We start from the raw sequence: 13,267 nt of genomic DNA, 5'->3' as shown, positions 1-13,267 counted from the left end.
GAAGGAGAGCTGAATTTCAAGCACATGGCTATTGGTATTCAAACAAGCTGATCCCGTTTTCTTCTCTGTCCCCAAAGCGCTTGCTTTTGGGGCCTTTTTTTGCAAAAAATGGCGCGCGTAAAGCGGTCAGGGGTGAAAACAATAAGAAAGAGGAAAAGATGGCGGCCAAGGAGGAACTAGGCATGAGATGGCTCATTTCTCTCGTTTTAGCGCTCTCGCTTTTTCCCGCCCCTGCTTTTGCCATAAGCAATGCGCCGATCCATTGGGGATTTAAGAGAAGCGAAAACCACGAGCCCCCATCGGCGGGAAAAGAGCTCGATGAACTGCTCGCCAAATATGACGCCTTTTATTTAGGCGACACGAGCGAAAAAACGATCTATTTAACATTTGACAACGGGTATGAAAACGGCTATACGGCGCAAATTTTGGACGTGTTAAAGGAAAAACATGTGCCAGCCGCCTTTTTTGTCACTGGTCATTATTTGCAAACAGCGCCCGATTTAGTCAAACGGATGGCGGCGGAAGGGCATATCATCGGCAACCATTCATGGCACCATCCCGATTTGACGGCGGCAAGCGAAGAGCGGTTCCGTGAAGAGCTGGAAAAAGTAAAAGAAAAGACCGAGGAATTGACCGGGCAAAAAGGGATGGCGTACCTTCGCCCGCCGCGCGGCATTTTCAGCGAACGGACGTTATCTCTCGCCCGCGACCTTGGCTATTATCACGTCTTTTGGTCGCTTGCGTTCGTCGACTGGCAAACTGACCGCCAGCGCGGCTGGCAATATGCTTACGACCAAATCATGAAACAAATCCATCCGGGGGCGATTTTGCTGTTGCATTCCGTGTCCAAAGACAATGCCGAAGCGCTGCCGAAGGTGATCGACGACTTGCGCAAACAAGGGTATACGTTTGCCAGCTTAGATGAGTTGATGGTGAAAAAGATGGGCCTCCATCCGCGGCTGTTTCGCCCATAAGCCGCTTTCATCACTTGAGCGCAAAAGTGGTACGAAACGTTGTGTGTTGGACCATTCGAAAACCCGCCTCGTTCTGTCAACCGAACCATATGCCGCTGCCTCGTCCTGCCAACAAGTTGGTTCGACGGGGCGTTTTTCGTTATAATAGGGGCACGGACAAATGAGAAAGGTGAGAACGATGTGGAAGCAAACGATTACCGTGCCCGCGCCGTACGATTTTGCGCATGCGTTGGAGCGATTGGCGCTCGATCCGCTGCTGGCGGTTGATCTAGAGCGGCAGCGCGTCACCGTGCCGCTTCATCTCGATGACGTAAAGGTGCCTGTCGTGGTGGAAAGCATCGGCGCGAAAGACGCCCCGCGCTTTATCGTGTCGGGGCCGCATCCCGAGCGGCAACAGGAGATCATCGAACGGATTTCTCATCTGTTTCAATGGCGGACGCCCCTTGCCTCGGTGCACGGCTACTTTCAGGCGACCGAGCTGGCGCCGCTGTTTGCCCGTTATGAGGGGCTGCCGTTGGTGCTTGATTTTGATTTGTATTTTTGCCTCGTCAAATGTTTGATCCACCAACAGCTTCATCTCAAAGTCGGCTATCGGCTCACAGAGCGGTTTGTGAAAACGTTCGGCGAGGAGCGGGACGGCGTTTGGTTTTACCCGCGCCCAGAAGAGATCGCGGCCCGCTCGTACGAGGACTTGCGCGCCTTGCAGCTGAGCGGGCGGAAAGCCGAATATATCGTCAATGTGTCGCGCCTCATTGCCGAGGGGAAGCTGCGGCTTGATGAACTCGAGCAGATGGAAGACGGCGAGGTGATGGAGAGGCTGACCGCCGTGCGCGGCATCGGTCCGTGGACCGTGCAAAATTTCCTCCTCTTCGGCCTCGGCCGCCCAAACGTCTTCCCGCCGGCGGATATCGGTTTGCAGCGGGCGGTCGAAAAATGGTTCGGGCTTCCGAAGCGGCCGACCACAAAAGAGATGGCGGCGCTTGGCGAACGATGGAAGCCGTACGCCAGCTATGCGGCGCTTTATTTATGGCGAAGCATTGAATGAGAGGGACCGATATGGCAAAGCAACAAATGAACATCAAAATCAAAAAAGGCGAGCAATTTCCCGTGACGATTCAACGGATCGGCATTAACGGCGAAGGGGTCGGTTATTTCCAAAAACAAGTCGTCTTCGTCCCCGGCGCCTTGCCGGGTGAAGAAGTCATCGTTGAGGCGACGGACATCCACCCAACCTACGCCGAGGCGAAAATCAAGCGCATCCGCAAGCGCTCGCCAAACCGCATCAAGCCGCCCTGTCCGCTCTATGACCAGTGCGGCGGCTGCCAGTTGCAGCACTTGGCGTACGAGGCGCAGCTCGAGGCGAAGCGCGACATTGTCATCCAGGCGCTCCGCCGCCATGCCCGGCGCCTCGATGTCGACAAGCTTGACATCCGCCCGACGATCGGCATGGACAACCCGTGGCATTACCGAAACAAAAGCCAGTTTCAAGTTGGAATGAAGGAAGGGAAGGTGCTCGCCGGCCTGTACGGCCTCAACTCCCATCGGCTCATCGACTTGTCGGAATGCCGCGTCCAACACCCGCAAACGACGCGCGTCACGAACATCGTGAAAACGATTTTGCAAGACTTGCACATCCCGATTTACAACGAGCGGACAAGAATGGGCGTCGTGCGGACGATCGTCGCCCGCGTCGGCTTTCATACCGGCGACATCCAGCTTGTGCTTGTGACAGCGACAAAAGACATTCCGCGCAAAGAGCTGTTGATCGAGGAAATCCGCCGCCGTCTTCCAGAAGTGAAATCGATCGTGCAAAACATCAACGGCGAAAAAACGTCGCTTATTTTCGGCGACGAGACAGAAGTGCTCGCCGGCGACGAATACATTCAAGAAACGCTCGGCGATTTGTCGTTTGAACTGTCGGCGCGCGCCTTTTTCCAGCTCAACCCGTTGCAGACGGTGAAATTGTACGACGAAGTGAAAAAAGCGGCCGCCCTCACCGGAACGGAGCGGATCGTGGATGCCTATTGCGGCGTCGGCACGATCGGTTTGTGGCTTGCTCGCGATGCCAAAGAAGTGCGCGGCATGGACACGATTCCGGAAGCGATCGAAGACGCACAAAACAACGCCAAAAAGCATGGTTTCACCAACACGCACTATGTCGTCGGCAAAGCCGAATATTGGCTGCCAAAATGGGTGAACGAAGGCTGGAAGCCGGACGTCATCATCGTCGACCCGCCCCGCGTCGGCTGCGACCGGGCGTTGCTTGAAACGATTCTCCACGTCCGCCCGAAAACGGTCGTCTACGTCTCGTGCAACCCATCCAGCCTCGCCCGCGATCTCGATGCCTTGGCCGCACAATACCGCATCGACTACATCCAGCCGGTGGACATGTTTCCGCACACGGCGCATGTGGAAGCGGTGGCGAAATTAACGCTGCAATTTTGACACTCCACGCGTCTTCAGCCGTGTGGAGTGTCAATGGAAAATGAAATCGGGTTCTTCCACTCCTTTTTGGGAGAAAGAAGAGAGGAAGAAAAAGTGGGGGAACCCTTGGAAAAGCAAGGAAAAAAGATCGAAATGAGAGAAAAATGAATTAAGCCAGAGGCAATAAAATATCTGTTCGTGACACACTTCCATCCTGATCATGCCAGCATGGTAGAAAACATTAAGAAATTCGGAACTTCCTTTATTTTGTTTGAACATACAGATGTCCATGAGCAATTTTTGCTCTCCCTCCATCATGAAAATGGCAACTCAAGGAGCGCACATTCTCATAGAAAACCAGAGCAAGGCTGAGCGCGCATTTTTCAATCACGGCCATGATGTGGAGGAGGGTCATGCCATCAAGTGAAACGTTTGCCTCACCTATTGCATCAACAAGAAATTCCTTCTAACAGGGCTCGCCGTTAGAAGGGATTTTTTATTTGGAAAAATAAGACGCTGGCCGCTTCGAATTCAGCAAAAGGGAAGCTGAGGCATTATATCTTAGCAAAAATACGCCTCGAGTCGTAGACAAAATATATCTTTGGAACATGATGGGATTCGGGTTGTCTGCGGTACGATGGAAGACGAAAGGAGGCGAAAGGATGGCAAAAAAGATCGGGCTGTTCGTTGCCGGCGCGGTGGCGTTGCTTGTGCTGCTGTTTCATCTTGGGCCGCTTGTCGGGTTGGCAATCACGCTGGCGGTGCTGTACTATGCGTTCAAGAAATGTTTGAAAGCCCCGTCGACGTTCGGGAAAATCGTGTGGGCATTGATTGGCTGTGCAGCGTTAGTTGTCAGCGCTTCGAATGTGCCAGCGCTCATCGCGCTTGTCGCGGCGTATGTGTTGTATGTCGTGTATAAAAAATGGAATGGAGTGAAAGACGAGCGCGTCGTTCCAGAAGCAGACGACCCGTTTGTCAACTTTGAAAAACAATGGGCGGAGCTGCAAAAGCATTATTCATGAAATCAATGGAAAAGGAGCGAATCGATGATGAGTGTGTTCTCACGTTTGAAAACGATCATTGAAGCCGATCTCCATGAATGGCTTGACGAAAAAGAAAAGAAAAACCCGATCGCGCTTCTCAATCACTATTTGCGCCAATGTGAACAGGAAGTCGAGCGGGTGCGGCAGCTGCTCGAGCGCCAATATGTGCTGAAAGAGCAATTTGCCCGCGAACATCGCGAAGCCGAACAGATGGTGGAAAAACGAAGCAAGCAGGCGGAGGTGGCGGCGCAAGCCGGGGAAATGGAGCTGGCCGAATTTGCGCGGCGCGAACAAGCGCAATACGCGGAGCGGGCGGCCCGCTTAAAACAGCTGCTCGAGCAAGCGAGCCGTGAGCTGTTTGAGTTAGAAGCGAAATATGAAGAAATGAAGCATAAGCTGAAAGATATGCAAATGCGGCGCATGGAGCTGATGGGGCGGGAGAATGCGGCTCGGGCGCACTACCGCATCCATCGGGTGGTCAACGGGGACGCCGGCCCGGCGTTGGCGGCGTTTGCTGATGCGGAAGTCTACCTTGACCGCCTTGAGCGGCAAGTTCGTTCCGATTATTACCGAAGCACGATCGATGCGCGCATCGCTCAGCTGGAAAAGCAGTTGCAGGAAGGAAAATAACCGGATATGCTAAAGGCGTACATGGTTACGCCTTTTTCATTTTGGACAACAGGGGGCTCCCCACATGCTTGATCAACGGAAGAAAACTGACTATGTCAGTTGGGTTGTTTTGGTGACACTGCTCCTTTTTGCAATCGAAATTTCGTTTTTTCGCCCGGGCGTGCTGTTTTCGTTAAGTATATCGGTCTGTTTGATTTATGTTGGAAGGAAAAAATGGCATCGGCGGAAAGGAAAATGGCTGTTTTGGCTTGGCTGCATCATGTTGGCCATTCATGTGTTAACGATGATGGCCGCTCGTTTTGTCATGGTCGCGCTGTTGGGTTATGCCCTTTGGCAATTGTTTCAGTCGAAGCGGCATCCGACGGTGATCCGCCCGACTATGGCTGAGAACTCGTATGGGGGAGAGGAAATCGTGCGCCGTCAACCACTGTTTCAAAATGTATGGGTTGGCCGGCAAGCGACCTCAGAACGGGTGTATGAGTGGAATGATGTCAATATCCAAACGGGGATCGGGGATACGGTCATTGATGTCAGCTATACTGTGCTTCCGAAAGGGGAAGCGGTCATTATCGTGAGAGGGTTGATCGGCAACATTCGAATTCTCGTTCCGTACGAAATTGAAACACGGCTCGTTCATTCCGCCATTTTTGGTGTTGCCTCGCTGTTTGGCAAGGAACAGGAGAAAATGTTCAACGAGACGCTCATTTATCAAACTTCTTCGTATGATCAAGCGGAGCAAAAGCTAAAAATCGTCACCTCGATGATCATTGGCAATGTCGAGGTGACACGCGTATGAGCCGACCGATGCTCGCTTCTGTTTTGCTTGCGCTTGCGCTTGCTGTGGCGTTGCTCATTTCCTTTCTCTATTTCCTTCCGCCTGGAATGTGGTCGTCTTTGTGGGATCAAACTGTGATGGGGTTGCCGTTTTTGTTGTTTGTGTTCGCTGTAAGCCTGTGTATGGGGATTGCTGTTGGACTTATGCTTGATTCCTTCTTTCGCCAGCAATGGCAAGCGGTTGTGCAGGCGCTTCGGCACATTGAACAAGGAGAGATGGGGGAGTTGCATCGGGAAGAGCCGCCGCCGGAACTGCAAGAGCTTTGGCGGCAAATCGTGAAGCTGCAAGCGCAATGGCGCGCGCAAACGAAACGCGTGCAAAAGTTAGCGGCGGAAAAGGCCGAACAGGAAGAACGGCTCGTTGAACGCATTCTTTCCGAAGAACGCACGCGGCTGGCGCGGGAACTGCATGATTCCGTAAGCCAACAATTGTTCGCCGCTTCGATGATGATGTCGGCCGTCATGGAAACGATGCCGCCCGATGATGAACGCCATCGGAAGCAACTGAAAATGGTCGAACAAATGATTCACCAGTCGCAATTGGAAATGCGGGCGCTGCTTCTGCACTTGCGGCCGGTGCATCTGAAAGGAAAATCGCTTCAAGAAGGGATGACCGAACTGCTTACTGAACTGGCGGGCAAAGTGCCGCTCGAGATGAAATGGAACATCGAAGACGTTCCGCTCGATAAAGGGGTGGAAGATCATCTGTTTCGCATTTTGCAAGAGTCGCTTTCCAACACGCTGCGCCATGCGAAAGCGAAGTCGTTGGAAGTATTGCTCATCGAACGGGACGGGTTTGCCATTTTGCGCGTCACCGACGATGGCGTTGGCTTTGATGTGGAACGTTCGAAAAGCGGCTCGTACGGGTTGCAGCACATGTATGAGCGGGCGGCGGAAATCGGTGGGATGTTGAAAATTGTCAGCTTAAAAGGTCAAGGAACGAGGTTGGAAGTGAAAGTGCCGCTTTTGCACAGGGGGGATGACCGTGATTAAGGTACTGCTTGTCGATGATCATGAAATGGTGCGGCTTGGCGTGTCGGCGTATTTATCCGCCCAACCAGATATGGAGGTGATTGGCGAGGCGGAAGATGGTAAAAAAGGGGTGGAGCTCGCCCTCCAGTTGCGTCCGGATGTCATTTTAATGGACCTCGTGATGGAACCGATGGACGGCATTGCGGCGACGCGCGAAATCATCGGCGCGTGGCCGGAGGCGAAAATCATTGTCGTGACGAGTTTTTTGGATGATGAAAACGTGTTTGCCGCGCTTGAAGCAGGGGCGACGAGCTATTTATTGAAAACATCGAAAGCGAGCGAAATTGCCGACGCCATTCGCGCCACGTTCCACGGGCAATCGGTGTTCGAACCGGAAGTGGCCGGAAAAGTGATGCGAAACTATCGGAAACAAGAAGAGCGCCTGCCGCATGAGCAGCTCACGAGCCGGGAGATGGAAGTGCTTTTGTTGATGGCGCAAGGGAAAACGAATCAAGAAATGGCCGATGAATTGTTCATTTCACTTAAAACGGTGAAAGTGCATGTAAGCAACATCCTCGCCAAACTCGGCGTCCAAGACCGGACGCAAGCGGTCATTTACGCGTTTCGGCATGGCTTGGTGAAATGAGGAGCGTGTGAGTGGCACAAGCGCTATGCATTGAGAGTATGCTATGTCGAACGCGATTCATTTTTTGATAGGGAGTAGGTGTTCTGTGAACACCAAAACCGCTCCGTTTCATCAAGATGAACATGGAAGATGAAACGGAAGCGGTTTTTGACGTGCGGTGGACAGGGAAAATGGCTGGCTAACTGAGAGGAGTTACGCTTGCTTGGTCAGTTGGCGAAGTTTTCGGTCGTGGTGGAGCACTTTTGTTGTCAACACTTCGATCGAGGCTTGAGTATCTGTTAATTCTTCTTCAAGGTGGTCGATTCGTTCGTTCAGTTGTCTGTTCATCTGTTGCATTTCCTCACGAAGGGAGTCGATTTTGGCCTCAAGCCGAGTCTCAACAGCGTGGATTTCTGCCCGAAGCTGTTGCCCCATTTCTTGCATCTCGCTGCGGAGTTGTTGTCCCATTTCTTGCATCTCGTTGCGGAGCTGTTGTCCCATCTCTTGCATTTCACTGCGGAGTCGTTGCTCCATTGTTTGCATTTCATGGTGAAGTCGCTGTTCCATCGTTTGCATTTCATGATGCAGTCGTTGCTCCATTTCCTGCATTTTCGAGCTAATTTTGTCAGAATGCTGTTCGAGCGCTTGAAGCACCGCTTGAATGATTGTTTTCTCTTCCACTTTTTCTCACCTCCTCACAGGTATTATACAAAGAAACGGGGCGAGAAAGAAAGAGAAAATATGGTGGTTTTCGTCGAACGTTGACGGTTCGGTTTTTGGTTTAGGATCGCGCGTTTTCGGTTTATCATGCCGTCCGCTTTGCCGTACAATAAACTCATATAAAAAGGCTGTTTTGGCCGCAAAGGAGATGACGATGTTGGACGCAGGATGGAAGTTCGACAACAGTTATGCAAGGCTGCCGGAGCGCTTTTTCAGCAAAGTCCTCCCCACGCCGGTGCGCGCGCCGAAGCTTGCGGTGCTCAATCGTTCGTTGGCAGTCAAGCTTGGGTTGAATGAGGAAGCGTTGCGAAGTGAAGATGGGGTGGCTGTGTTCGCTGGAAACCAAATTCCAGGCGGAGCTGAGCCGCTGGCGCAGGCGTATGCAGGGCATCAGTTCGGTTATTTTACGATGCTTGGCGACGGACGGGCGGTGTTGCTGGGCGAGCACGTCACCCCAAGCGGGGAGCGGGTGGACATCCAGCTGAAAGGCTCGGGCCGGACGCCGTATTCGCGCGGCGGCGATGGGCGGGCGGCGCTTGGGCCGATGCTGAGGGAGTACATTGTGAGCGAGGCGATGCACGCGCTTGGCATCCCGACAACGCGAAGTCTTGCGGTCGTCACAACGGGAGAGACCATTATGCGCGAAACGGAATTGCCTGGGGCGGTGTTGACCCGTGTCGCCTCGAGCCATCTGCGCGTCGGGACGTTTCAATACGCGGCGCAATGGGGGACGATAGAGGAGTTGCGCGCTCTGGCCGATTATGCGCTCTGGCGCCATTTTCCTGGCTTTGAGGAAGCTGAGAACCGCTATTTGTTTTTGCTTGAACAAGTGATCGAACGCCAAGCGGAACTGATCGCGAAATGGCAGCTTGTCGGCTTTGTCCACGGGGTGATGAACACGGACAATATGACGATCAGCGGGGAAACGATCGACTATGGGCCGTGCGCGTTTATGGACACATACAGCCTGGAGACGGTGTTCAGTTCGATTGATACGGAAGGGCGGTATGCGTACGGAAACCAGCCGTACATCGGGGGCTGGAATTTGGCAAGGTTTGCGGAAAGCTTGTTGCCGTTGCTTGATGAGAATGAAGAAAAAGCGATCGCGCTTGCCCAAGGGGCGCTTGATGAGTATCCGAAGCGGTATCACCACCATTGGCTTAGCGGGATGCGGGCGAAGCTCGGCCTTGCCGAGGAGCAGGAAGGGGATCAGGAGCTCATTGCGGATTTATTGCGGCTGATGGAGGCGCATCGCGCTGATTACACGAACACGTTCCGGGCGTTGACGTTAGGCGAGTATACGGGAATGGCGCTGTTTGATTCCGCTGAGTTCCGGGAGTGGCAGGAGCGCTGGCAGACAAGGCTCAGCCAAGAATCGGTGTCAAGGGAAGAAGCGTATGAGCGGATGCGCCGCCATAATCCAGCTGTGATCCCGCGCAACCACCGGGTTGAAGAGGCGTTGGCCGCCGCGGTCCATGACGGCGACTACAGCGTGATGGAGCGTTTCCTTGAAGCGCTGTCTGACCCGTACGCCTACTCGCCGGAACAAGAGAAATACGCGGAACTGCCTCCGCCGTCCGACCGCCCGTACCGGACGTTTTGCGGGACGTAATGGTGATGGCGTTTTCGTTTAGCGGCAAAGGAGAAACGAATCACCTTTTGCATCGTCTAATTTGGATAGAGGTGGTGTGAGTGAAGCGAAGTGTTCTTCTCTTTGCCGTGGTGGGAATGTTGTTTGTATGTGATGCCGTCTTTCCTTCGCAATTGGCTGAGACGGACAAAACAAAAGAACCATATGCGTCGTTTCGCCAGCGTATCATCATCCGCGATTCGGTTGATCAGCCGCTTTCTCCTCATGTGAAACAAGCAGGGGCGATGGAAACAACTAGCGAACCACAGCTGTTGCCTAACGTCGATTTGAACCATTCGATTGTGATAACGAAGATGCCGCATATCGAGGAAACGAGGAAAAATTGATGAAAGGCATCGCTTTTAACAAATGAAACAGCGATTGTTCAATGGGGGGCTGGGCTTGAGCCCTTTTTTCTTTTTTTCCTCTTTACTTTTACGTTGCGTCAAGGTGTATCGTCATGAATAGGGAGGTGAGGGAAGTGGAGTACACGGTGCATGAGCTGGCGAAACTGGCGGGGATCACGAGTCGGACGCTTCGATATTATGATGAGATTGGCTTGCTGAAGCCGGCGCGATGGAGCGAAGCCGGTTATCGGCTGTACGGGCCGCGCGAAGTCGATCGTTTGCAGCAAATTCTCTTTTATCGTGAACTTGGCGTCGATTTGGAAACGATCAAACAAATCATTCATTCCCCGTCCTTTGATGAATTGAAAGCGCTAAGGGAGCACCGCCAACAGCTGTTGGAAAAAAGACGCCATCTGGATGCGTTGATTGCGAGCGTTGAAAAAACGATTGCCGCTAAAGAAGGAGGAATCATGATGAGCGACAAAGAAAAGTTTGCTGCGTTCAAGGAGCAGCTGATTGAAGAAAACGAACGGAAATATGGAGAAGAAATTCGCCAGAAGTATGGCGATGAACAGGTCGATCGTTCCAACGACAGACTGCGGAAGATGACGAAGGCACAGTTTGATGAAGCGGAACGGCTCAGTCAAGATGTGCTTGAGGCATTGAAAGAAGCGATGCAAGATGGCAACCCGGCCGGAGAGGCGGCGCAACGGGCGGCGGATTTGCACCGCCAGTGGCTTGGCCTCTGGTGGGATCATTATTCCAAGGAAGCGCATGCCGGACTGGCGCGTTTGTATGTCGAGGACGAACGGTTCAAAGCTTACTATGACCAAGTGCATCCGGGAGCGGCTGAGTTTTTCAAAGAAGCGATTTGGATCTATACGGGGATGAAAGACCGTTAGGCAGCAGGCGGCTCGCCCTAAGAATAGGCGGGCCGCTGTTTTTGCTGGTGATGGATGAAGAGGATGGGTTTGCGGTACAATCAAAATGGTGCATAGGGGTCGTTTTAGAACAAAGGCAAGGACTGAACATTGCTATGGAAGTGTCACGCAGAATCCATTAGGCATGGCTGGGCATTCTTGGAGTTGGATCCAATTCTGAAAGGTGTCTGTTAGAAGTAGGAGTCAAGGGAAAAAGAAAGGGATGGTTGGATGGAAACACTGAGACAACGGCTGCGGTCGATCGACCAAAAAGGCTATAAGGCATATAAAGCGATCGAAGGTACGTATCGGTTCCCAACGTTTACGCTTGCAATTGACCATGTGCAAGGCGATCCGTTTGCCGAACCGTCCAAGGTGCGGGTGATCGTGCCGCGGGCGAAAACGGCGCTGGCAGCGGAGTGGACCGATACGAAACCGCGCCGCACTCGCTGTGAGGATTTGCTTTTGCGCCGCGTCCACCGCGAATTGCGGCAATGGCCGCTGCGGGCGCGCGGATCGGGAAAAAGCGGGCTCGTCTTGATCGATGCACCGGAGCAGAAGGTGCTCGAGCGGACAGCAGTGCAAGTGACGGACGAGACGGTCACTGTCTGTTTGTCGGTCGGGTTGCCGGCGAACGGGCGGCGCATTTTGGCGAAAGAAGCCGAGGCCATCTTTTTCGAGCAAATTCCATCCGTCATCGAGCGGGCGGTGTACGGCCTTCGGGAGGAGGATATTCGTGCGGCAGTCGAGCTTGCCGATCAGCAGCACGCCATTCGCCGCTATTTGCGTGAACACGGATTGGTGGCGTTTGTCGCGAACGGTGCGGTTTTGCCGCGGGAGAGCGGAGTGAGCGACAAGCCGCTGCAACGTGGAGCGGTGCCGTTTCAAAGTCCGCCAGAGCTGGAGATTGCGATCCCCGTTCCGCATCGCGCTGAACCGATCAAAGGCATGGGCATCCGCAAAGGGATTACGCTGATTGTCGGCGGCGGCTACCACGGCAAATCGACGCTGCTTCAGGCGTTAGAGCACGGCGTGTATGACCATATCGCCGGCGACGGGCGGGAGTTTGTCATCACCGACAGCGGGGCGGTGAAAATTCGCGCCGAAGACGGCCGGAGCGTCGCCAGTGTTGACATTTCGCCGCTCATTGGCGCGTTGCCGTACGGCAAAGAGACAACGCAGTTTTCGACGGAAAACGCGAGCGGCAGCACCTCACAGGCCGCGAGCATGATCGAAATGATTGAAGCGGGGGCATCGGCGTTTTTGATTGACGAAGATACAAGCGCAACGAACTTGCTCATCCGCGATGGACGCATGCAGGCGCTCGTGGCGAAAGAAGCCGAACCAATCACGCCGTATATCGACAAGGCGCGTCAACTATTTCGCGATTACGGCATTTCGACGGTTCTTGTCGTCGGCGGGTTGGGGGATTACTTGGATATCGCTGATTGCGTGATCAAAATGGAGCAGTACGTCCCGTTTGATGTGACCGGGGAGGCGAAGCGGATCGCTGCAGAGATGCCGTCGGGACGGAAAGCGGAAGGCGGAGAGTCGTTCGGCCGCATTCGCGAGCGCATTCCCCTGCCCGAAAGTTTGAACAGCCAAAAAGGAAAAAAAGCAAAAGCCGTCGCGCGCGGACGGCACGTTATTCAGTACGGGCAAACCGATCTATTGCTTTATGCGCTTGAGCAGCTGGTCGATGACAGCCAGACTCGGGCGATTGCCGCGGCGCTGCTGTATATGGAACGAAAAGGATGGCTCGACGGGAAGAAAACCATCCGCCAACTACTTGATGCGATCGAAGAACAATGGGACCGTCAAGGGCTAGGCTCAGTTTCGTTCCGAAAAGGGAATCCGGGTGAACTCGCTCGCCCGCGCCGCTTCGAGCTGGCGGCGGCGCTGAACCGGCTGCGGTCGCTCCGGTGTATCCAGCAGTAGCCAGCTTGGAAAGGAGAAAGCCGGTTTGCTTTTTCTTGGCGACGTTTCCGTGCAGGTTGGATTACGGGGTTATTGGGGAGGAGGAATGGCTTGGTTTTTGTTTTTCCCAGCTGCAACAAAAAATAGGGCCGCAGGATGTGAGGCAAGGGCGTTTGTTTTCCCTGCTGGCCAACGGAACAACGGACGCTCTTGTTTCAACAGGGGCGGCCG

At 53.6% G+C, this 13,267-nt stretch carries 13 protein-coding genes; 12 read left to right on the top strand and 1 reads right to left on the bottom strand.

Annotated features, from left to right (window positions below; translation table 11 throughout):
• Window positions 1-182 precede the first annotated feature (182 nt).
• From pdaA to ACVX3G_RS00250, 8 genes are all read left to right on the top strand, one after another.
• A complete protein-coding gene (pdaA, locus tag ACVX3G_RS00285) occupies window positions 183-974 on the top strand; it encodes a delta-lactam-biosynthetic de-N-acetylase (protein WP_014194895.1) in 792 nt (263 codons plus the stop codon).
• 178 nt (window positions 975-1,152) lie between these two features.
• Window positions 1,153-2,019: a DNA-3-methyladenine glycosylase family protein gene (locus ACVX3G_RS00280; protein ID WP_014194896.1), complete on the top strand. Its 867-nt coding sequence runs from the start codon at window positions 1,153-1,155 to the stop codon at window positions 2,017-2,019.
• Window positions 2,016-3,419: a 23S rRNA (uracil(1939)-C(5))-methyltransferase RlmD gene (gene rlmD, locus ACVX3G_RS00275; protein ID WP_033845641.1), complete on the top strand. Its 1,404-nt coding sequence runs from the start codon at window positions 2,016-2,018 to the stop codon at window positions 3,417-3,419. Before ACVX3G_RS00280 ends, rlmD begins: the two co-directional genes overlap by 4 nt.
• Window positions 3,420-4,060: 641 nt before the next feature.
• Entirely contained in the window at window positions 4,061-4,420 is a 360-nt protein-coding gene (locus ACVX3G_RS00270) for a lmo0954 family membrane protein (protein WP_011229934.1), read from the top strand.
• A 27-nt stretch (window positions 4,421-4,447) separates the two neighbouring features.
• Window positions 4,448-5,071: a PspA/IM30 family protein gene (locus ACVX3G_RS00265; protein ID WP_011229935.1), complete on the top strand. Its 624-nt coding sequence runs from the start codon at window positions 4,448-4,450 to the stop codon at window positions 5,069-5,071.
• Between the two features lie 64 nt (window positions 5,072-5,135).
• Window positions 5,136-5,867, top strand: coding sequence for a cell wall-active antibiotics response protein LiaF (gene liaF, locus ACVX3G_RS00260; protein ID WP_011229936.1), 732 nt, complete (start codon window positions 5,136-5,138; stop codon window positions 5,865-5,867).
• On the top strand, window positions 5,864-6,898 hold the full coding sequence (locus ACVX3G_RS00255) for a sensor histidine kinase (protein WP_014194901.1): 1,035 nt from the start codon (window positions 5,864-5,866) through the stop codon (window positions 6,896-6,898). Before liaF ends, ACVX3G_RS00255 begins: the two co-directional genes overlap by 4 nt.
• Window positions 6,891-7,523 (top strand): response regulator transcription factor, encoded by a 633-nt coding sequence (locus tag ACVX3G_RS00250; protein WP_013146334.1) that lies wholly within the window; start codon window positions 6,891-6,893, stop codon window positions 7,521-7,523. The genes ACVX3G_RS00255 and ACVX3G_RS00250 overlap by 8 nt, the downstream gene beginning before the upstream one ends.
• Window positions 7,524-7,715: 192 nt before the next feature.
• Here the strand turns inward: ACVX3G_RS00250 and ACVX3G_RS00245 are convergent, their stop codons facing one another.
• Window positions 7,716-8,183, bottom strand: a complete 468-nt coding sequence (locus ACVX3G_RS00245; RefSeq protein WP_014194902.1) for a hypothetical protein — start codon at window positions 8,181-8,183, stop codon at window positions 7,716-7,718.
• 193 nt (window positions 8,184-8,376) lie between these two features.
• Between ACVX3G_RS00245 and ACVX3G_RS00240 the strand changes: the two genes are divergently transcribed.
• The 4 genes from ACVX3G_RS00240 to ACVX3G_RS00225 all read left to right on the top strand — a co-directional run bounded on the left by ACVX3G_RS00240 (window position 8,377) and on the right by ACVX3G_RS00225 (window position 13,057).
• Window positions 8,377-9,834 carry a protein adenylyltransferase SelO gene (locus ACVX3G_RS00240; protein WP_014194903.1) on the top strand — a complete coding sequence of 486 codons (1,458 nt, stop codon included), beginning with the start codon at window positions 8,377-8,379 and terminating at the stop codon, window positions 9,832-9,834.
• An 80-nt stretch (window positions 9,835-9,914) separates the two neighbouring features.
• Window positions 9,915-10,199, top strand: coding sequence for a hypothetical protein (locus ACVX3G_RS00235; RefSeq protein WP_011229941.1), 285 nt, complete (start codon window positions 9,915-9,917; stop codon window positions 10,197-10,199).
• Between the two features lie 113 nt (window positions 10,200-10,312).
• Complete coding sequence (locus tag ACVX3G_RS00230; protein WP_014194904.1) at window positions 10,313-11,101, top strand: MerR family transcriptional regulator; 789 nt, start codon at window positions 10,313-10,315, stop codon at window positions 11,099-11,101.
• A 249-nt stretch (window positions 11,102-11,350) separates the two neighbouring features.
• Window positions 11,351-13,057, top strand: coding sequence for an ABC-ATPase domain-containing protein (locus ACVX3G_RS00225; RefSeq protein WP_014194905.1), 1,707 nt, complete (start codon window positions 11,351-11,353; stop codon window positions 13,055-13,057).
• Window positions 13,058-13,267 lie beyond the last annotated feature (210 nt).

It is taken from the genome of Geobacillus sp. PLS 41, from assembly GCF_056494105.1.
Note: the sequence above shows the minus strand (reverse complement) of the source record. Positions and strands in the feature narration are given on the sequence as shown.

What these genes read in the sequence shown, in the direction of transcription:
- pdaA (WP_014194895.1), top strand. Translation starts at nt 183, where the DNA reads ATGAGATGGCTCATTTCTCTCGTTTTAGCGCTCTCGCTTTTTCCCGCC.
- ACVX3G_RS00280 (WP_014194896.1), top strand. Translation starts at nt 1,153, where the DNA reads ATGTGGAAGCAAACGATTACCGTGCCCGCGCCGTACGATTTTGCGCAT.
- rlmD (WP_033845641.1), top strand. Translation starts at nt 2,016, where the DNA reads ATGAGAGGGACCGATATGGCAAAGCAACAAATGAACATCAAAATCAAA.
- ACVX3G_RS00270 (WP_011229934.1), top strand. Translation starts at nt 4,061, where the DNA reads ATGGCAAAAAAGATCGGGCTGTTCGTTGCCGGCGCGGTGGCGTTGCTT.
- ACVX3G_RS00265 (WP_011229935.1), top strand. Translation starts at nt 4,448, where the DNA reads ATGAGTGTGTTCTCACGTTTGAAAACGATCATTGAAGCCGATCTCCAT.
- liaF (WP_011229936.1), top strand. Translation starts at nt 5,136, where the DNA reads ATGCTTGATCAACGGAAGAAAACTGACTATGTCAGTTGGGTTGTTTTG.
- ACVX3G_RS00255 (WP_014194901.1), top strand. Translation starts at nt 5,864, where the DNA reads ATGAGCCGACCGATGCTCGCTTCTGTTTTGCTTGCGCTTGCGCTTGCT.
- ACVX3G_RS00240 (WP_014194903.1), top strand. Translation starts at nt 8,377, where the DNA reads ATGTTGGACGCAGGATGGAAGTTCGACAACAGTTATGCAAGGCTGCCG.
- ACVX3G_RS00230 (WP_014194904.1), top strand. Translation starts at nt 10,313, where the DNA reads ATGAATAGGGAGGTGAGGGAAGTGGAGTACACGGTGCATGAGCTGGCG.
- ACVX3G_RS00225 (WP_014194905.1), top strand. Translation starts at nt 11,351, where the DNA reads ATGGAAACACTGAGACAACGGCTGCGGTCGATCGACCAAAAAGGCTAT.